Source organism: Bradyrhizobium nitroreducens, from assembly GCF_002776695.1.
Taxonomy (GTDB): domain Bacteria; phylum Pseudomonadota; class Alphaproteobacteria; order Rhizobiales; family Xanthobacteraceae; genus Bradyrhizobium; species Bradyrhizobium nitroreducens.
Map to the genome: position 1 here is coordinate 6,903,544 of NZ_LFJC01000003.1, position 18,428 is coordinate 6,921,971.

Genomic DNA, 18,428 nt, shown 5'->3' on the forward strand with positions numbered 1-18,428 from the left:
CCGCGAGAGCGGAGCACGACGGCGAGGGGCGCTCCGCCGCTACTTCGACGGCGGGCCGAGATCCAGCGGCGGCAGCTCGATCTGCGGCACCTCGATCTTGATCGTGTTGGGATCGATGTTGGACTGCACGCCCTTGTAGTGCATCACCATCGAGGGGAACGCGATCACCAGCGCGACCATGATGACCTGGATGACGACGAATGGCACCGCGCCCCAATAGATCTGGCCGGTGGTGACGGGGTCCATCCGCTTGCCGGTGACGCGATCGGTGTAGCGCTCCTTCGGTGCGACCGACCGGAGATAGAACAGCGCGAAGCCGAACGGCGGATGCATGAACGAGGTCTGCATGTTGACGCCGAGGATGACGCCGAACCAGATCAGGTCGATGCCGAGATGCTCCGCGGCAGGCCCGAGCAGCGGGATCACGATGAAGGCCAGCTCGAAGAAGTCGAGGAAGAAGGCCAGCACGAACACGAAGACGTTGACGAAGATCAGGAAGCCGACCTGGCCGCCGGGCAGGGAGGTGAGCAGGTGCTCGACCCAGACGTGCCCGTTGACGCCGTAGAAGGTGAGCGAGAACACGCGGGCGCCGACCAGGATGAACACGACGAAAGCCGACAGCTTGGCGGTGGATTCCGTGGCCTGCCGGATCAGGTCCCAGCTCAGCCGCCGCTTCGCGGCGCCGAGGATGAGGGCGCCGGCGGCACCCATCGCGCCGCCTTCGGTCGGGGTGGCGATGCCGATGAAGATCGTGCCCAGCACCAGGAAGATCAGGAACAGCGGCGGCACCATCACGAAGGTGGTCTGTTGCGCCATCTTCGAGAGGAAGCGGAAGCCGGTGAACTTGTCGATCACCCAGTTCAGCACGGCGACGGCGAACGCGAAGATGATGCCGTAGAACATGCTGAGCACGACATAGTCGGCGCCATGCGTCTCGGAATTGCGCATCATGAACCAGCCGAACACGCAGCTCGCCAGGAACAGCACGCCGAGAGAGCGGAGGCCGCGGTCGCCACTCTCCTCGCGGAAGCCGATGGCTTCCTTCGGCAGGCCCGGGGTGGCCTTCGGGAAGATCAGGCTGACGAGGAAGGCGTAGAGGGCGTAGAGGCCGGCGAGCACGAGGCCGGGGATGAAGGCGCCCTCGTACATGTCGCCGACGGACTTGCCGAGCTGGTCGGCCATCACGATCAAAACGAGGGAGGGCGGAATGATCTGCGCGAGCGTACCCGACGCGGCGATGACGCCGGCCGCGACGCGGCGGTCATAGCCGTAGCGCAGCATGATCGGCAGCGAGATCAGGCCCATCGAGATCACGGAGGCGGCGACCACGCCCGTCGTCGCGGCGAGCAGCGCGCCGACGAAGATCACGGCATAGGCAAGGCCGCCGCGGATGGTACCGAACAGCTGGCCGATGGTGTCCAGCAGGTCCTCGGCCATGCCCGACCGCTCCAGCACCAGTCCCATGAAGGTGAAGAAGGGGATGGCGAGCAGCGTGTCGTTGTTCATCACGCCGTAGACGCGCTCGGGGAGAGCCTGCAGGAAGTCCGGGTGGAATTGGCCGAGCTCGACGCCGATGATGGCGTAGAACAGGCCGACGGCGCCGAGCGAGAATGCCGCGGGATAGCCGAGCAGCAGCACGACGACCAGCGACGCGAACATGATGGGCGCCATATTGGCGATGATAAAAGCGGTCATAGTTCCCCCTAAACCGTCGCCAACGGCTATTTCTTCTCAATCGCTTCGACGAGATGCTCGACTTCCGCCTCCAGCGCCGAGACCTGGGATTCATGCGGGTCGGGTATCAATCCGCGCATCACCGCAATCCGCTTGATCAATTCGGAGATGCCCTGAACCAGCAGCAAGGCGAACCCGATCATGATGAGGGACTTGGCGGGCCATTGCGGCAGGCCGCCGGCATTGCCGGATTGCTCGTTGATCTGCATCGAGCGCTGGAAGAACGGCACGCCTGTGACGATCATGACGATGCACAGCGGAATGAGGAAGAACAGGTGACCGACCACGTCGATCAGGTTGCGCACCGTCTTCGGCAACGCGTTGTTCACGATGTCGATGCGGATGTGCTCGTTGTCGAGCAGCGTCCAGGGCGAGCAAAGCAGGAACACGATGCTGAACAGCACCCATTGCAGCTCGAGCCACGAATTCGACGACGTGTCGAAGGTCTTGCGGATGATCGCATTGACCGCCGAGATGACGACGGCGGCCATGATCAGCCACGCCAGGCGTTTGCCCGTCCAGCGCGTGAACGCGTCAATCCCTTGGCTCAGCTTCAAGAGCGCTTGCAACGCTAGGTCCTCCCCCGATTGTGTGCCCCGGCCGCATTGACTGCGCCGAACTGGCGCGTGGCTTGTCTCGCCGCGCAGGCATGAGGCTGCCGCACCAAACCAGCGGGCGTGCCGCCAGTCAATCGGAAGTTTGTTGATAGTTAAGGGGAATAAGGCCGCGCCCCGATGGGCGTCAGCCGCCGGTGACGCTCATGTGCCTGCTGACGCTGGGACGGTCGTGGCGGCGGTCGATGATGAAATCGTGGCCCTTGGGCTTCAGGCCGATGGCGCGGTCGATCGCATCCGCAAGCAGCGTGTCGTCATCGGATGCACGCAGAGGTTTGCGCAAGTCCGAGGCATCCTCATGGCCGAGGCAGGTGTGCAGCGTCCCGGTGCAGGTGATGCGAACCCGGTTGCAGGATTCACAGAAATTGTGCGTCATCGGGGTGATGAAGCCGAGCTTGCCGCCGGTCTCGGCGACGCTGACATAGCGGGCCGGCCCGCCCGTGCTCTCGACCAGATCCGTCAGCGTGAATTGCTGGGCGAGGCGCGCGCGCAGCAGCGACAGCGGCAGATACTGGTCGATCCGTCCAGACCCGATTTCGCCCATCGGCATGACCTCGATCAGTGTCAGGCCCATGCCTTTTCCGTGGGCCCAGCGCATCAGTTCGGGAAGCTCGTCCTCGTTGAGGTTCTTCAGCGCCACCGCGTTGATCTTGACGGCAAGTCCTGCGGCGCGCGCGGCCTCGATGCCTTCCAGCACCTTGTCGATCTCGCCCCAGCGGGTGATCTCGCGAAACTTCTGGGGATCGAGCGTGTCGAGCGAGACATTGATGCGGCGGACACCGCAATCGGCGAGCTCGGCGGCGTGTTTCGCCAGCTGGGTTCCGTTGGTGGTCAGCGTCAGCTCGTTCAGGGCGCCGCTCGATAGATGCCGCGACAGCGAGCGCACGAGCGTCATCACGTTGCGCCGGACCAGCGGCTCGCCGCCGGTGAGGCGCAGCTTCCTGACGCCCTTGGCGATGAAGGCCGAGCAGAGCCGGTCGAGTTCCTCCAGCGTCAACAGATTCGCCTTGGGCAGGAACGTCATGTCTTCCGACATGCAGTAGAAGCAGCGCAGGTCGCAGCGGTCGGTGACGGAGACGCGCAGATAGCTGATGGTCCGGCCGAACGGATCGGTCATCGGGGTCGACAGCGCGGTGGATCCGTTCATGGAAAGGCCTTGTCACTTACGGCGACGGGAGCACCTTGGCTTCAGCGGTGCTTGGGCACGCAATCTAAGCATCGGACGCGGCGAGGACAATCGGGTGGTATACGTAGATCAGCGCCGGCCTGCGTTCGGGTCGGGGAACGGCGAGGCTGCGGCCGGCGCGGTCTCAACCGGTGCTGCGACAGGCGCGGACGCGGCCGGTTTGGGCTTCCTGGGCCGGTGCGGCTTGCGAACCGGTTTCGGCGGGGTGGCCGGCTGGAGTTCCGCAAACACCGGATTCGGGTCTGATGTCACCGAGGCCGGTGTGGTGAAATCCCCAGGATTCTTGATCACGTTCACCGGGACGCTCGCCGGCTGATACTTGGGCAGCGCGAAGGTGACCGTGAAGGGAGCATCGGGGGCGGGAACCGAGACGGAGCAGGGGGTCTTGCAGCCCGGGCCTACCGAGGTGGTGGCGTCCGCGCCCGGAGGATTGGATTCGAGTCGGACCTGGAGGGGCGGCGGGGCCGATTTGAACATGTCCCAGGACATCGAGGAGCAGCCGCCAAGGCCCGCCGCTCCCAGCAGACCCGCTCCCGCTAACGCAACCGCGATGACACGACGCATGACCCCATCCACTCAAACTGCGACGAACCGCCACAACCCCGTGCGGACCTTAGGAGCGTCGTTGCAGGCAGGCAACCGGCGCACAGCGCATGCTTAGCGAGTGGTTAACGCGGGTTGCCGAAAAATAGTAACGCAATTTCAGTGGCTTGATGGTGCTATGGCGACATCAGGCTGGAGGCCGCGGCCGGCAAGTCGCGCATGTGATGGATCAGCCGGTCCGGCTTCAGCTCGGCAATCGGCACGTCCGTATAGCCGAAGCTGACCCCGATCACCGGGACCCCGGCGCGGCGGGCCACCCCGACGTCGGTTCCGGCATCGCCGACCATGATGCTGGCTTTGACCGCTCCGCCGGCGCGCGCCACGGTTTCACGGAAAATGGTCGGATCTGGTTTCTGGACCCCAAAAGTGTCCGCGCCGCAGATCGCCGCGAAGCGGCGGCTGAGGTCGAGCTGGTCCAGCAGGCGCTTCGACAGCCATTCCAGCTTGTTGGTGCAGACCGCGAGCCGATGGCCCTGCTCAGAAAAATGGTCGAGCGCGGCCTCGAGCCCCTCGAAGGGACGGGATTCGACCGCGATATGGTCGGCATAGTAGGCGATGAAGTCCGCGGTCATTCGGTCCATGTCGGCGGGGGTGACGGCGCGGCCCTCCGCTTCCAGCCCTCGCTCGATCAGCTTGCGGGCGCCGGCGCCGATCATGTTGCGGGCCGAGGCCATCGGCACGGGCGGCAGCCCTTCGCGGTCGAGCACATAGTTCAGCGCGGTGATCAGGTCGGGCGCCGTGTCCACGAGCGTGCCGTCGAGATCGAAGACAATGGTGTGAGCGGAGGTCATGATCCAAGCGCTACCGGCCCGGTCGTGTCCACGCAAGGGGCGGGCCCATAAGTTCACCTTATAGGCCTGTTCCCGCGCGGAAAACGAGGCTACATAGGCCGCCGAAAGCGGGCCGGGATCGGCCGGCAGGTTCGAGGCTTCAGAGGCGGGCGCAAACGTGAATATGGACCAGTTGAAGCGGCAGGCTGCGGCGCGCGCGCTCGAAGAGGTGCGGGACGGCATGCAGCTTGGGCTCGGGACCGGCTCGACCGCCAAGCACTTCGTCGAGCTGCTCGGCGAGCGCGTCGCCGCCGGCTTGAAGGTGATCGGCGTGCCGACCTCCGAGCAGACCCGCGCGGACGCGGAGCGCTGCGGCGTGCCGCTGACCACGCTCGATGAGGTCGACCATCTCGACATCACCGTCGACGGCGCCGACGAGATCGATCCCGCGCTCAACCTGATCAAGGGCGGCGGCGGCGCGTTGCTGCGCGAGAAGATCGTGGCGGCGGCTTCCGATCGCATGATCGTGATTGCCGATGACACCAAATGGGTGCCGACGCTCGGCAAGTTTCCGTTGCCGGTCGAGGTCATCCCGTTCGGCCTCGGCGCGACGCGCCGGGCGATCGAGAAGGCATTTGCCGAATGCGGCGTTTCCGGGCAAATGGCGGTCCGCAAGGGCAAGGACGGCCACGTTTTCGTCACCGACGGCGGCCACTGGATCGTCGATGCCCAGCTCGGACGGATCGAGGATCCTGCCAGCCTCGCCAAGGCATTGAGCGCCATTCCAGGCGTGGTCGAGCACGGGCTGTTCATCGGCTTGGCCAGCTCCGCCGTTCTGGCGGGGGCTGAGGGAATTCGCGTGATTGAACGGCGCAAGCCGAAAGGAGACTAGGAATGAAGATCGTATTGAAGTTCTTGCCGGCCGTGGTTCTTGCTGCAGGATTGGCCGTCCCGGCCGTGGCGCAGCAGCCGGCTCCGGCCCAGCCCAAGGCCGCAGCGGCGCCCGCGCAGCCGAAAGCCTCGCCCGCCGCGGTTGCGGCGGCCAAGGAGATCCTGCAGATCAAGAACGCCACCGCGATGTATCAGGGCGCCGTGCCCGGCCTCGTCGAGAAGACCAAGATCGCGCTGATCCAGCAGAACCTGAACTACCAGAAGGACCTCAACGAGGTCGCACAGGTCGTCGCCCAGCAGCTCAACGGCCGCCAGAACGAGATTGGCGACGGCATGGCGCAGATCTATGCCAGCGAGTTCACCGAGCAGGAGCTGAAGGACCTCGTCACCTTCTACAAGTCGCCGCTCGGCAAGAAGCTGATCGACGCCGAGCCGCGCGCCATCGGCCTCAGCATGGCTTTCATGAACTCCTGGGCCCAGAATTTCTCCGAGACCGTGATGGGGGCCTTCCGCGCCGAGATGCGCAAGCGTGGCAAGGAAATCTGACAGTACCTATCTGGTCAGAAATCCCTGAAAGAGGTCGGAGTGGACAATGGCTGAATTCGACGTCGACCTCTTCGTGATCGGTGGTGGCTCGGGCGGCGTGCGTGCCGCCCGTATCGCGGCCGGTTACGGCGCCCGCGTGATGATCGCGGAAGAGTACCGCATGGGCGGCACCTGCGTGATCCGCGGCTGCGTGCCGAAGAAGCTGTTCGTGATCGGCTCGCATTTCCGTCACGAGCTCGAGGACGCCGCCGGCTTCGGCTGGACCGTTCCGCCCGCCAGCTTCGACTGGCCGACGCTGATCGCCAACAAGGACAAGGAGATCGCGCGGCTGGAGGCGGCCTACACCGCCAATGTCGAGAAGTCCGGCGCGCAGATCGTCAAGAGCCGTGCGGTGATCGAGGACAAGCACACCGTCCGCCTGCTCGCGGACGACAAGAAGATCACGGCGAAATACATCCTGATCGCGACCGGCGGCGCGCCCAATCACGGCGCCCCGATCCCCGGCATCGAGCACGTGATCTCCTCCAATGAAGCGTTTCATCTGAAGAAGTTGCCGAAGCGGATCGTGATCCAGGGCGGCGGCTACATCGCGCTGGAATTCGCCGGCATCTTCGCCGGCTTCGGCTCCGACGTCACCGTGATCTATCGCGGCGACAACATTCTTCGCGGTTTCGACGAGGATGTCCGGACCCACGTTCGTGCCGAGATGGAGAAGCAGGGCATCACCATCCTCACCGGCTGCACGGTGGCGAAGGTCGATCGCCATGGCGATGAGTTCACCACGCATCTGTCGAACGGATCGAGCCTCGCGTCCGACCAGGTGATGTTCGCGATCGGCCGCCACCCGGCCGTCGCCAACCTTGGCCTCGAGAACGCCGGCGTCGCCATCAACCCGAAGAATGGCGGCATCGCGGTCGACCATTTCTCCAAGAGCTCGGTCGACAGCATCTATGCGATCGGCGACGTCACCCATCGCTTCAACCTGACGCCGGTCGCGATCCGCGAGGGCCATGCCTTCGCCGACACCGTGTTCGGCAAGCGCGAGGTGCAGGTCGATCATTCCAACATCCCGACCGCGGTGTTCTCGCAGCCTGAAGTGGGAACCGTCGGCCTGACGGAGACCGAGGCGCGGGCGCAGTTCAGCCACGTCGACATCTACAAGACGACCTTTCGCCCGATCAAGGCGACGATGTCGGGCCGCGACACCCGCGTGCTGATGAAGCTGGTCGTGGACGGTTCGACCGATCGCGTGCTGGGCTGCCACATCGTCGGCGACGCCGCGGCCGAGATCACGCAAGCCGTTGCCATCGCGGTGAAGATGAAGGCGACCAAGGCCGATTTCGACGCCACGATTGCGCTGCATCCGACCGCGGCCGAGGAGCTCGTCACCATGCGCACGCCGACCGCGCGCCACGTGCGCCAGGCGGCGGAGTAGGGCGTCTCCTAAGCGTAGAGATATCCGACCGGCCTGCCTTCGGTGCGCAGGGGGCGCACATCCCTCTGCGTGATGATCTGGCCGGCGAGGCCGTCGATCTCGTCGCGCTGCGTCGGCGTCCAGCCGCGAAGATCGTTCATGCCCTTGAGGAGACCGAGCCGGAGCACCTGCGTGTTCTCGCCGACCGCAACGAGACTGAGCGAGCTCTTGCCTGCAGTCACGACGTCGCCGGCCGCGAGCTCGAAGGTCTCGCCCGCCTTGTTCTTGAATTCGGCCGTGCCGCGAATGACGCGATAGATCACGACCTCGCCCTTGGCGAACGAGGTGGCATCCACGGACGCCGACGTGCTCTTCGGCAGCAGCGACCCGCCGCGCGGGTCGGTTGCGATGATGTGGCCGGTGACGAGCTGGCCGCTCGGTGCTTCGATGCCGATGTCGCGCACGTAAACCGGCAGCGGCGATTTGATCGAGCCGTCGCTCAGCGGCTTGAACAATGCATCCAGGGCCAGCGGATCCTGCAGCCAGAAGCCGGCATTGGCCGGGCGATCGTGCAGCGGATGGCTCCAGGCCACGCGCGGCGTCTCGGCTTCGTCGATCTGATCGGGACCGACGATGGTCGGATTCGGAAAGGTGGTGGGATCGGTGATGAAGGCTTCGAGGAATTTGCCGGAATAGCCCATCGAGATCGGATCGGGCACCACCGTCTGCGGCGTCTTCAAATTCTCTTCGGTCGACAGGCCAGACCAGGTGTAGAACAGCTGGCGGTGCACGATCGCGCTTTGCAGCATCACCGCGCCGGGGCCGACATTGTAGAAGCGCCCGTCATAGTCGAAGGTGAAGGCGCCCGAGGTGACCAGCACGAGCTGGAAGCCGCCGGGCGGCAGATGCAGATGGAAGTCGGTGGGACCGGTGTCGGGGCGGTAGATCGGCAGGTTGGTCGCGACTTCGTGAAGCAGGAAGGTTTCATTGTTGGCGTGAAAGCCTTCGTTGGCGCGATTGTAGAGCGCTTGCGGACGATAGGTCGCCTCGAACTTCGCATTCCGGTCGCGGTCGATGGCAACGAAGTCCTGCGTGTTGAGGCGGAGCGGCGCGCCGCTCGGGTGGGTGAGGCCGGTTGTCTTGAGATCGCCCGCAGCATGCACGTTCATGACGTTCTCCGCTCTGCGCCGTTGCTTCGCTGACGACGTCATTGCGAATTCCGGGCCAGTTGGTTTGCGAAGCAGCAGGCGGGCCCGGCATCGCGACGCGAACGTGCCATGCGGGAAAAATCCGGAGGTTGCACGGGACGTTAGATCGACGGCTCGTTCTGATCGTCAGGCGCCGCGCGCGAAGGCCTGCTTCCACGGGAGCGACGGGACCTGTCTAATTTGTCAGCAAGCCTCGCCAGGGCGCGTGCAGCAGCGTTGGCGGGATCAGTGCGATGTCGCCCCTGCGCCCGGAGATCATTTCGCGGCCGGGCAGGCGGCGATTGACAGATTGTTCGTGTTTTGTTCTTATGCTGCGACCGAGATGGAGGCAGCCATGGACAACCGCATCAACGACATTCGCAGAACCATCAGAGCGCTCCGCGTCAGCATGCGCGAAGCCGAGGCGATCATGCATGAGCAGATCAATCGCGATGAGAACTGCAGCTTCGTGGCGCAGGAGGTCATGAAGATGCGTTCGGTCATGAGCCTGCTCGCGAAGGAGCGGATCGCGCTCGGCGATCATGAGCCGATCATCGTGAGCAGCTTCTTCATCCCGCGGCGCCGGCCGACGCGAAAACCCGCCGCAGCGCCTGCGCCGACCGCCGAGTCCGTATTCCGTCCGCGCGTGGTGGCGCGGGTTTGACGCCAAGGGGTTTGACGCCAAGGGGCTTGAGACGGGGGCTCAATCAAAGGCGTGAGGCGCGGCCCGATCCGGCTTGCCGGCCGGGCTGTCCGCCCACTTTGCCATCTCCATGGCCCGCGCGTCGATGCCTTCGCACCAGAAGCAGCTCGGCCGCGCGCGGCCGTTTTCGGACAGGATCGGGACCAGGCTGTGGCCGCAACCGGCGCACCAGGCGATGTCAGTCATGCATTCCTCTGGGACGGACCAAATTCAGAGATGACGTTCTCGTTCGTGAAGCTTGCGCGGGCACTATGACGGCGTTGGCGCGCCTTGCCCGATGGGGGTATTCGTCCCCGATAACGTCGATGTAGCGATCCATCGTGACACTGCTGCGATGTCGTCGCCGTTCTCGCGATAGGCGCGGAGCTGGAATTCGGCCGAGCTGCCGCGGTCCACGATGGTGCGGCAATGCTCGATCTCGGCGGTGCAGCCGAGAGCGTCCGCGTCCTCGGCGATGTCGTCGACGATTCGGGACAGCATCTCGGAGATCGTGACCGGCCCGTCCTTGGAGGCAAAGATGCAATCGGTGCCGTAGCGCTGGGCGCGCCATTTGTTCTCGACCGCAATCGCGCGTTCGACCACCGTCACCTCCTTCGACAGATGAGGCCGCAGATAGAGGTGCCGCGTCAGGCAGCGATAGAGCGAGGCGATGGCGACGGCATCGTCGACGAAGGTACAGGTGTCGGGCGCGCGGAGTTCGAGCGTCGGGTGCCGCATCGAGGGCCGCATCGCCCACCAGATGTGGCTCTCGTCGGGAACGACGCCCGAGCGCTGCAACGCGCCGACATATTCGTCGTAGTCCTGCCGGCTCTCGAACAGTTCGGGCAGGCCGGTGCGCGGCAGCTCGGAATAGGCGGCGAGGCGGTAGCCCTTCAGTCCGGTCTTGTGCGAGTTCCAGAACGGGGAGGAGGCCGACAGCGCGATGAACAGCGGCAGGTGCGGCAGCATCGCCCGCATCACCGCCATGCGCTTCTCGGGATCGGGCAACTGCACATGCACATGCATGCCGCACATCATGTTGCGGTGGCCGATGCTGCGCAGGTCCTCGATCATCTCCTCATAGCGCGGCTTCGGGCTCGGCTGCGACATGCGCCAGACCGCCGTCGGGTGCGTGCCGCAGGCCATGATCACGAAACCATATTGCGCGGCGACGTTCGCAACCTCGCGGCGCAGGAAGCGAAGCTCCTCGCGGGCGTCGTTGACGTCGACGTGAACGTTGGTGGCGACCTCGAGCTGGGATTGCAGCATCTCGCGCATGGCCTGGCCGCCGGTCGACCAGTTCGCCGATTCGAACAGCGCGTTGGGCGTCTCGATCGCAACGTCGAACGTCCGGCGATCGGCCAGGAAGTATTCCTCCTCGATGCCGAAGGAATATTCAGCGGCCTTGCCGCCGCCGCCGGCGGAGCGAATCACGAGATGCTGTTTGTCACCCGAGGAATCCAGGCGAAGCAGTTTCAAAACGTCCGAAGCAAATGTCATATCCCACCCGGCAAAGATCACCTGCGGGCACTAATCCTCCGGGTAGGGGTGGGTTCCCGGTCGGCGCTACTGCAAATTGTCGCGTCGAACGGAACAATCTTCACGCTTTCGGACGCGCGTGCGATCAGCGCGTGGTTTGGCGGCACCTCGGTCCAATCGGTTTCCTTGTCGAAGGGTTCGGACACGACAATGACCTGGCCGCCGTCCTCCCGGAAGTAGAGTGTGTTCGCGGCATCGTTGACCGCGACGCGGAAGGCGTAGAGGTCCCGGCCGTTGGCGATCGCGCTGGTGAAGCGCAGCCGTTCGCGCAAGCGGCCGTCATTGACGAGGCCGACCAGGGCCTGCAGCACGCGCTGCGTCGCTCCAAGCGGGTCGCCGTCGAGGCCGGCCCCCATCATCGCGAGGAACACGGCTTCGGAATCGGTCGTGCCCAGCCGCGACGGATAGAACGCATCGGGAATCAGCGCCTCGACCTTGCGCCGCAGCCGATTCCAACTGCCGACGAAGCCGTTGTGCATGAACATCCAGTGGCCGCAGGCAAAGGGATGGCAATTCTGCCGCGTCACCGCGGTGCCGGTCGCGGCGCGCACATGGGCGAAGAACAGATGCGAGCGCAGATGCCGGCAGAGATAGCGTAGATTTTCGTCCGACCATGCCGGGCGCGTCTCGCGATAGAGGCCGGGCTCCGGATGCTCGCCGTACCAGCCGAGACCGAAGCCGTCGCCGTTCGAGCCTGCCGTCGATTGCAGCGAGCGGATGCTCTGCGCGATCAGCGAATGCTCGGGCTCGGTGACATAGGGTTCGAAAGACGTCGTCTCGCCCCGGTATGCGATCCAGCGGCACATGGGAGTTCCTGTCGGGGATATGTCCTGACGGCACCAACAAACCTGCCCGGGCTGCGTTCCCGATGAGATCCCGGCCGCTGCCCGCTAGTCCCTGCCGCCGAGCGTTTCGCGATAAGTCTTGCCGTAGGGATAGAAATGCTCCTTGCGGCCCTGGTCCCAGAGCGCCCTAAATCCGGGCGCGGTGATGTCCCAATCCGGGCGGCACTTCATGCTGACGGCCCTGAGGTCCTGGCGCAATTCCTCGACCGTCGGACGCCCGAAGAACCAGTAGCCGTTGTAGATCTTGTGAACGACGAGGCGGGGCTCCAGCACGACGACATGCGGGATCATGGGATTGTGGACGGGATCGGTGTATTCGGCGATGTCGAGGTCCTTCTGCACGATCCGCCTGGGGTCCGAGAGGAACGGCCAGTGCGCGCCGGCGCCGCTGCGATATTCATTGGTCTCGGCGATGGTGTCGGTGGTGATCGTGACCAGCCGGCAATAGCCGACCTCCATCTCGCGATGGAGCTGAACCAGCCCTTCGGTCTGGCGACGATCCTTCGGGCAAAATCCGCCGCGGCCGAGCACGACGATCATGGGATCGTCCCCCTGCAGCTCGGAGAGCTTGCGGTGCTTTGCGGTGTGATCGCTGAGTTCGTAATCCGGGAAGGTCACGCCCGGCATGATGTCAGTTCGCATCGAAGTCTCCTGTGTCCAGCGCCGATTTGATCTCTAGAGATCGATCACGACGTCGCCTTGCGGTCGTGCGCAGCAGATCAGCAGATTTCCCTCGGCCGGCGGGTCGAGCGGATCCGGCGCGTAGCTGACCTCTCCGGCCACGAGCCCGCTCTCGCAGTTGTGGCAAACCCCCGTTCGGCACGACCAGCGCACCGGGACATCGCATGCCTCGGCAAGCTCGAGCAGGTTGGCATAGGAGGCGTCCCAGCAGACATTGAGGCCGCTGCGGGTGAAAGACACCATCGGGCCCGGGCCCGGCGCTCCGGCCGGCTGATGCGGAGTCGTCTTCGGCGCGGCCGCGATACCCGGTGTCAGCGAGGGCTTGCTGCCGAACAGCTCGGTGTGGATGCGATCGGGGCCGACGCCCAGCGCGGCGAGGCCGGTGGTGAGATCGCTCATGAAGGCCGTCGGTCCGCAGAGATAGAAATCGCCGTCCCTGGGAACGTCGAGCATCTGCAGCCGCTGTCGATCCAGACGACCGGTGCTGTCGAAGTCCGCTCCTGCACGGTCGGCCCGATCGGGTGCGCTGAAGCAGACATGGCTGTGATGGTGAGCCAATCCTGCAAGAAGCCCGCGCGCCTCGGCCGCGAACGGATGCTCGCGGCCGTTGCGTGTGCCATGCAGCCACCAGACCTCCCGCGTCGTGCGTTCCGCAGCGAGGGCGTGCAGCATGGCGAGCACCGGCGTCACGCCGATGCCCGCGCTCAGCAGCACCACGGGCCGTGTATCGGAGTGGAGGGTGAAACTGCCGCGCGGCGCACCGAGCGGCACGATATCGCCGGCCTTGATCGTCTCGGCGACGTAGATGCTGGCCGCGCCGTGCGCCTCTCGCTTGATGCTGATGCGATAGGATGCCGCGTCGGTACGGCCCGACAGCGAATAGCTGCGCGTCATCGCGGATGGCCCCAGCCGCACGACGACGAACTGACCGGGCAGGGCGGCTGCCAACTTCTGTCCATCGGCGGGCTCGAGCACCAGCGAGGTCACGCTGGCGCTTTCGGCGATCTTGCGCGTCACACGGAAGGGGCGGAAGCCGCGCCAGGCCGGCGGCGGGGAAGCCGCTGGGCCGAGCCCGGCGTTTCCCGCGATGGGGCTGTCTGTCTGCGCGAGCAGCGCTGCAAAGGAGTGATTCCAGCCGCGGCTCAGCGCCGGAATCTTCAGCGCGCGGGCGAGGCGTTCGCGCGGATGCGGGGGCAAGTAAAGCAGCGCATTGATCTCGGCTACGCTCATGCCTTCAACACCGCTTTCGACCTGCGTGATCTCGTCGCCGGCCTCGACGTCGCCCTCCTCGATGACACGGAAGTAGAAGCCCGGCCGGCCGTGCTTGACGAGCAGCGCGGGCATGTCAGGCTCGTCCATGCGAATGCCGAGCCGGTAGCAGGTGACGCGCGGCTGCGTGACCTCGAACAGGGCGGTGCCGATCCTGTAGCGATCACCGATGCAGGCCTCGGCGTCGGCCAGGCCCTCGACGGTGAAGTTCTCGCCGAATTGACCATGAACGAGGTCGGACCGGCCGAGATGTGTCTGCCAGTATCGATAGGATTCGTCCTGGTAGACGAAGACGGCGCGCTGCTCGCCGCCGTGACCCGCCGTATCGCCCTGGCCGTCGCCGTCGATGTTGAGCCGGCGAGCCCGGCGTGGGCCCGTGACGGGAGTCTTCCAGATACCGGTATGAACGGTCCTGCCTTGCCAGGCGACGTCGCGCGGCAAGCCGACATTGAGGGAGAGCAGACGAGCCATCGGTTTCCTCGATCGTGGATGCATATCCGCCCGACATGGCGGGGCGCCCGCACGGTAATCTGCATCCAAATCGGATGGTTGGCCCGTTAGTGGTTGTTAGACGTTGCGAGCCGGCCGGCGACGGTCGGCGCGCCTGAGCGCGCAGCGCAGAGCCGCACGCACGAGGCCGGATCAGTTCCCCGGCAACAATGGAACCGATGCGGCGGCTGGTCGCAGTCGCGCTGCCTTGATTCCGACGAGCCCACCTTTATCTCTGACACGAACAAGAATCCGGGCCCCTCTGGCGAGGACGCCGACGAAGTCGGCAAACCTCGCGATGTCGGATGACCTGTCCCGCGCGAATGCGATGGATTGGCCGATCGTCGGGCCCTTGATGTTCTCTCCGACTCCATCGTCCCCATCGCAGCTCCGCGCGGCCATTTCGCAAGATTGAGGAGCAACGATGACTGACGCCAAGCATTCTAATCCCATCGAGATCGAGATCACGGAGCCGTCCAGCCTGAACGAGCAGGCTGCGGCCGCGCTGGTGATTGCCGGCGCGCTGGTCGCCGTGGCCGACCGGCAGGTCTCGCCGGTCGAGCGCGACGAGGTGATCCGGTTCATCAGGGATCGCGGATTGGCGCCGCATATCGGGGACGAGAGGCTGTCTGCCATGTTCGACGCCCTCGCCGAACGGCTGGAGGAGCCGGATTTCGCCAATGTGGTGATCGACACGCTGCGGCCGGTCTCGGACATGCCGCTGTCATCACATCTGATGGAACTGTCGGAGCGCGTCGCCGCCGCCGACGAAGACGTTCATCCCCATGAAGTGCAGGCGATCAAATTGTTGCGCTTGCTGACGCTGGTGTTGCCGCGTGCAAAGCCGGTCACGTCGGGCAGGGAGCGCACCAGGCCGCAATTGGCCACAGAGGAGTAAGCATGAGCGCAGCATCGAACGAGCGTCGCAAGGAGGCCGCAGGTTCCGCCGGCGAGATGGCCGGCGGTGACCCGCGCCTCGACAAGCTCGTCGATCGGCTGCCGCCACGCATGGGTGACACCGTCACCTATCTGCTCAAACCGTCGAACCGCTGGGTCAGAATTCCCTCGGGGGCGCTGCTCGTTGCCGGCGGCGTGCTGTCCTTCCTGCCGATTCTCGGCGTCTGGATGCTGCCGCTCGGTCTTGCGCTGCTTGCCGAGGACGTGCCTGCGCTGCGCTCCTCGCGCTCGAAGGTCCTGGATTGGGTCGAGCGGAAGAAGCCGCAATGGCTCGATCCGTCTGCACCGAAAAATGATCAATCATGATTGAATTCATCACGCCCGAAGCACTCACTGCACTGCTTCAAGTCGTCCTGATCGACCTCGTACTCGCCGGCGACAATGCCGTCGTCATCGGCCTCGCCGCGGCGGGCCTGCCCGCCGAGCAGCGCCGCCGCGCCATCATCGTCGGCATCGCCGCCGCCACGATACTCCGCATCGTCTTTGCCGGCGTCGCGACCCAGCTTCTGCAGGTCATTGGCCTCTTGCTCGCCGGCGGCGTGCTGCTGCTCTGGGTGTGCTGGAAGATGTGGCGCGAGCTGCGCGAGCAGTCGCACGCGGGACAGCTTGCGTTCAGTCATGGCGGCGGCGCCGACGCTGCGCCGGCGCAGCGAAAGACCTTCGGGCAGGCCGCGGTGCAGATCGTCGCGGCCGACGTCTCGATGTCGCTCGACAACGTGCTCGCGGTCGCGGGTGCCGCGCGCGAGCATCCCTACATCCTCGCCTTCGGCCTGTTGCTGTCGGTCGCGATGATGGGCGTCGCAGCCGACCTGCTCGGCCGCGTGTTGCAGAAACAGCGCTGGATCGCCTATGTCGGCCTCGCCATCATCATTTACGTCGCCTTCGAGATGATCTATCGGGGCTCGCTCGAGCTCGCACCCGTCATCGCGAGTCTCTGAGGCGATCATTTTCGGCAATCCGGAGCAATTCATGACGTCCGAACCCAAAGCACCTTCGGCGCAGGCCGTGCCGCCGCGCCTCGGCCTGTTCGCCCAGCTCATCTTCGGCTCGCGCTGGCTGCAGTTCCCGCTCTATATCGGCCTGATCGTCGCGCAGGCCGTCTACGTGCTGCTGTTCCTGAAGGAGCTCTGGCATCTGGTCTTGCACTCGTTCGACGCCAGCGAGCAGCAGATCATGCTGGTCGTGCTCGGGCTCATCGACGTCGTCATGATCTCGAACCTCCTGATCATGGTGATCGTCGGCGGCTACGAGACCTTCGTGTCCCGGCTGAACCTCACCGGCCATCCCGACGAGCCGGAATGGCTGAGCCACGTCAATGCCAGCGTGCTCAAGATCAAGCTCGCGATGGCGATCATCGGCATCTCCTCGATCTCGTTGCTCAGGACCTTCATCGAGGCCGGCAATCTCGGCACCACCCGCAGCAATTTCACCGAGACCGGCGTGATGTGGCAGGTGCTGATCCATCTGACCTTCATCATCTCGGCGATCGGCATCGCCTGGGTCGACCGCCTCAGCGAGAGCGGCCATCGCAAGGAGGCCGACCACGGCTGACGAACCTGGCTGCCTCACGTACCTCCCGAGCGGCCAATCCTGGGCCCGCCTGACCCGGTCAGGCGGGCTCTCTTTTCGAGATCGATAAAATTGTCTGCAATCGCTTCAGGGGCGGCAAACCCTGCGGACAAGAACCGCGCGTCGTAAACCGGGGCTTTGGAACCGTCATGCATCCTGCCTGCAAAAGGCTGGGGCATCAAAATGTCTGTTCTCAAGGAGTTCGTCGCCGCGATGGCGGGAGTCTATGCGCTCCTGTTCGCCTGCGACGCGTTGTTCGGGGTCGGCGAGGTACGCTTCGACGACAATTATTACCGCGCCAGCTTCTATGCGCCGCGGCCCAAGGAATTCCGCTTCGCAGACGGCACCACGCCGGCCGCGCGCGTCAGCGATGCCTTCGCGCAGTTCTCGGCGGGCGAGGCCAAGCCGAACAGGCGCTACTCGTCGCTGACCACGATCATCCGGTAGGGCTGCTGCTCATTGATCGGCTGCCGCCTGACGTCCGGTTTACCGCCGGCATCGGCCGAACAGTGGATGGTTTCCGAGGTCGCTGATGGGGCAACAGCCGACTTTCACTCGCCTTCACTCTTCTCAGGGATGTGTCCGTTGCCGCACCGAGCCGATGCGGCAAAGGGCGTCTCTCCGGACTAGGTCATCACAACGACCACGCGCAGGGTTGAAGCGCCGGGTTCGGCGTTGTCATTGATTTGCTTCAGCCTGATTGCGTACTGCTTATTTGCGTAGAAGTTCACATCGGTCTCGACGCGTTGATTGTGATTAGGCGAGATATCTTTTGCCAACTCAGATTCCGCGTCTGTGCTCATGTCTTTGACAAATAGGTGGAGTGATCCGCTGCCATCCCCCATCCAAACCATAGTACCGGTAATGCGCACTGTGGCGTCGCGGAGAAGCTGCATGGTCGCCGTAAGTTCACCGATGTGATCGCTGGTGATGTTCAGGAGCTCGCCGCCAGGTACAACGTGACCGGGCGGAACAATGATCAGTTTATCCGACATTTCACTATCCTTTCTATCGAGAAAAGGCGTAGTGAGAAGGATACACCCCTTGGTTGTCAAGATGCCGAGGTGCGGCGGTCCCACACCCTTGGCTGCTTCCTCCTCGGTGAAGGCGCGGCTGTGCGTCGGGAATTGCACGCCCTTCAGCGCTACCACGGAATCGCCCGGGTCGCGGCCGGCATGATATCTACAAGACCTTGTGTTGCCCGACGGGCGAAACACGCGAGCGGTGGGGCAATGCCCACCGCCAAAAATATTCCGCTTTACCGAAATTCGGAAAGGGCGTATGTGTTGCTGCATCCCGGCCCAACGAAGAGGGGCGTATCGCGATCGTCACGAACGCGGGCCGGGTGGCGGTGGACGTGGGTTACATCGGCGCCAAGGATTTCGCAGGGCGGGCAACCGTGAGCGAAACACCTGGCGCACACGACCGGTGTGATCGGCGTACGGCGAAATC

Annotated in this window: 21 protein-coding genes; 9 read left to right on the forward strand and 12 right to left on the reverse strand. The window is 64.6% G+C overall.

The features are described from left to right. Window positions 1-39: 39 nt before the first annotated feature. The 5 genes from TSA1_RS32855 to TSA1_RS32875 form a co-directional block, all read right to left on the reverse strand. On the reverse strand, window positions 40-1,695 hold the full coding sequence (locus TSA1_RS32855) for a TRAP transporter large permease (protein WP_100179943.1): 1,656 nt from the start codon (window positions 1,693-1,695) through the stop codon (window positions 40-42). Window positions 1,696-1,721: 26 nt separating this feature from the next. Then, entirely contained in the window at window positions 1,722-2,303 is a 582-nt protein-coding gene (locus TSA1_RS32860; protein ID WP_100179944.1) for a TRAP transporter small permease subunit, read from the reverse strand. A 172-nt stretch (window positions 2,304-2,475) separates the two neighbouring features. Then, window positions 2,476-3,495, reverse strand: a complete 1,020-nt coding sequence (moaA, locus tag TSA1_RS32865; RefSeq protein ID WP_100179945.1) for a GTP 3',8-cyclase MoaA — start codon at window positions 3,493-3,495, stop codon at window positions 2,476-2,478. Window positions 3,496-3,603: 108 nt separating this feature from the next. After that, window positions 3,604-4,098, reverse strand: a complete 495-nt coding sequence (locus tag TSA1_RS32870; protein ID WP_100179946.1) for a hypothetical protein — start codon at window positions 4,096-4,098, stop codon at window positions 3,604-3,606. A 155-nt stretch (window positions 4,099-4,253) separates the two neighbouring features. Next, on the reverse strand, window positions 4,254-4,928 hold the full coding sequence (locus TSA1_RS32875) for an HAD-IA family hydrolase (RefSeq protein WP_100179947.1): 675 nt from the start codon (window positions 4,926-4,928) through the stop codon (window positions 4,254-4,256). A 157-nt stretch (window positions 4,929-5,085) separates the two neighbouring features. On the opposite strand from TSA1_RS32875, the gene rpiA reads away from it, so the two are divergent. From rpiA to gor, 3 genes are read left to right on the forward strand one after another with little or no spacing between them, the layout of a single operon-like run. Continuing rightward, window positions 5,086-5,799, forward strand: coding sequence for a ribose-5-phosphate isomerase RpiA (gene rpiA, locus TSA1_RS32880; protein WP_100179948.1), 714 nt, complete (start codon window positions 5,086-5,088; stop codon window positions 5,797-5,799). Between the two features lie 2 nt (window positions 5,800-5,801). Then, a complete protein-coding gene (locus TSA1_RS32885) occupies window positions 5,802-6,344 on the forward strand; it encodes a DUF2059 domain-containing protein (RefSeq protein ID WP_100179949.1) in 543 nt (180 codons plus the stop codon). A gap of 46 nt (window positions 6,345-6,390) precedes the next feature. Further along, complete coding sequence (gor, locus tag TSA1_RS32890) at window positions 6,391-7,779, forward strand: glutathione-disulfide reductase (RefSeq protein WP_100179950.1); 1,389 nt, start codon at window positions 6,391-6,393, stop codon at window positions 7,777-7,779. 8 nt (window positions 7,780-7,787) lie between these two features. Here the strand turns inward: gor and TSA1_RS32895 are convergent, their stop codons facing one another. Continuing rightward, complete coding sequence (locus tag TSA1_RS32895; protein ID WP_100181465.1) at window positions 7,788-8,927, reverse strand: hypothetical protein; 1,140 nt, start codon at window positions 8,925-8,927, stop codon at window positions 7,788-7,790. On the opposite strand from TSA1_RS32895, the gene TSA1_RS41220 reads away from it, so the two are divergent. After that, the gene (locus tag TSA1_RS41220; protein WP_245448466.1) at window positions 8,926-9,609 is read left to right on the forward strand and encodes a hypothetical protein; all 684 of its coding nucleotides are present in this window, start codon (window positions 8,926-8,928) and stop codon (window positions 9,607-9,609) included. The genes TSA1_RS32895 and TSA1_RS41220 overlap by 2 nt on opposite strands. A gap of 39 nt (window positions 9,610-9,648) precedes the next feature. Here TSA1_RS41220 and TSA1_RS32905 read toward each other — a convergent pair whose 3' ends face one another. The 5 genes from TSA1_RS32905 to TSA1_RS32925 all read right to left on the reverse strand — a co-directional run bounded on the left by TSA1_RS32905 (window position 9,649) and on the right by TSA1_RS32925 (window position 14,432). After that, the gene (locus TSA1_RS32905) at window positions 9,649-9,834 is read right to left on the reverse strand and encodes a hypothetical protein (RefSeq protein WP_100179951.1); all 186 of its coding nucleotides are present in this window, start codon (window positions 9,832-9,834) and stop codon (window positions 9,649-9,651) included. Between the two features lie 63 nt (window positions 9,835-9,897). Beyond that, window positions 9,898-11,127, reverse strand: coding sequence for a carboxylate-amine ligase (locus TSA1_RS32910; RefSeq protein ID WP_100179952.1), 1,230 nt, complete (start codon window positions 11,125-11,127; stop codon window positions 9,898-9,900). Window positions 11,128-11,144: 17 nt separating this feature from the next. Next, complete coding sequence (locus TSA1_RS32915) at window positions 11,145-11,972, reverse strand: class II glutamine amidotransferase (protein WP_100179953.1); 828 nt, start codon at window positions 11,970-11,972, stop codon at window positions 11,145-11,147. An 84-nt stretch (window positions 11,973-12,056) separates the two neighbouring features. Further along, a complete protein-coding gene (locus TSA1_RS32920) occupies window positions 12,057-12,653 on the reverse strand; it encodes a redoxin domain-containing protein (protein ID WP_100179954.1) in 597 nt (198 codons plus the stop codon). A gap of 33 nt (window positions 12,654-12,686) precedes the next feature. Further along, complete coding sequence (locus TSA1_RS32925) at window positions 12,687-14,432, reverse strand: MOSC and FAD-binding oxidoreductase domain-containing protein (RefSeq protein ID WP_100179955.1); 1,746 nt, start codon at window positions 14,430-14,432, stop codon at window positions 12,687-12,689. Window positions 14,433-14,874: 442 nt separating this feature from the next. Here TSA1_RS32925 and TSA1_RS32935 point away from each other — a divergent pair, with 442 nt between their 5' ends. The 5 genes from TSA1_RS32935 to TSA1_RS32955 all read left to right on the forward strand — a co-directional run bounded on the left by TSA1_RS32935 (window position 14,875) and on the right by TSA1_RS32955 (window position 17,423). Continuing rightward, window positions 14,875-15,348 carry a TerB family tellurite resistance protein gene (locus TSA1_RS32935; RefSeq protein ID WP_100179957.1) on the forward strand — a complete coding sequence of 158 codons (474 nt, stop codon included), beginning with the start codon at window positions 14,875-14,877 and terminating at the stop codon, window positions 15,346-15,348. A 2-nt stretch (window positions 15,349-15,350) separates the two neighbouring features. Next, the gene (locus tag TSA1_RS32940; protein WP_100179958.1) at window positions 15,351-15,713 is read left to right on the forward strand and encodes a hypothetical protein; all 363 of its coding nucleotides are present in this window, start codon (window positions 15,351-15,353) and stop codon (window positions 15,711-15,713) included. Next, window positions 15,710-16,345, forward strand: coding sequence for a TerC family protein (locus TSA1_RS32945; protein WP_100179959.1), 636 nt, complete (start codon window positions 15,710-15,712; stop codon window positions 16,343-16,345). The genes TSA1_RS32940 and TSA1_RS32945 overlap by 4 nt, the downstream gene beginning before the upstream one ends. Window positions 16,346-16,376: 31 nt before the next feature. Next, window positions 16,377-16,958, forward strand: coding sequence for a TIGR00645 family protein (locus tag TSA1_RS32950; protein WP_100179960.1), 582 nt, complete (start codon window positions 16,377-16,379; stop codon window positions 16,956-16,958). Window positions 16,959-17,159: 201 nt separating this feature from the next. Next, window positions 17,160-17,423, forward strand: coding sequence for a hypothetical protein (locus tag TSA1_RS32955; RefSeq protein ID WP_100179961.1), 264 nt, complete (start codon window positions 17,160-17,162; stop codon window positions 17,421-17,423). A gap of 179 nt (window positions 17,424-17,602) precedes the next feature. Here TSA1_RS32955 and TSA1_RS32960 read toward each other — a convergent pair whose 3' ends face one another. Continuing rightward, window positions 17,603-18,127 (reverse strand): hypothetical protein, encoded by a 525-nt coding sequence (locus TSA1_RS32960; RefSeq protein ID WP_100179962.1) that lies wholly within the window; start codon window positions 18,125-18,127, stop codon window positions 17,603-17,605. Between the last annotated feature and the right edge of the window lie 301 nt (window positions 18,128-18,428).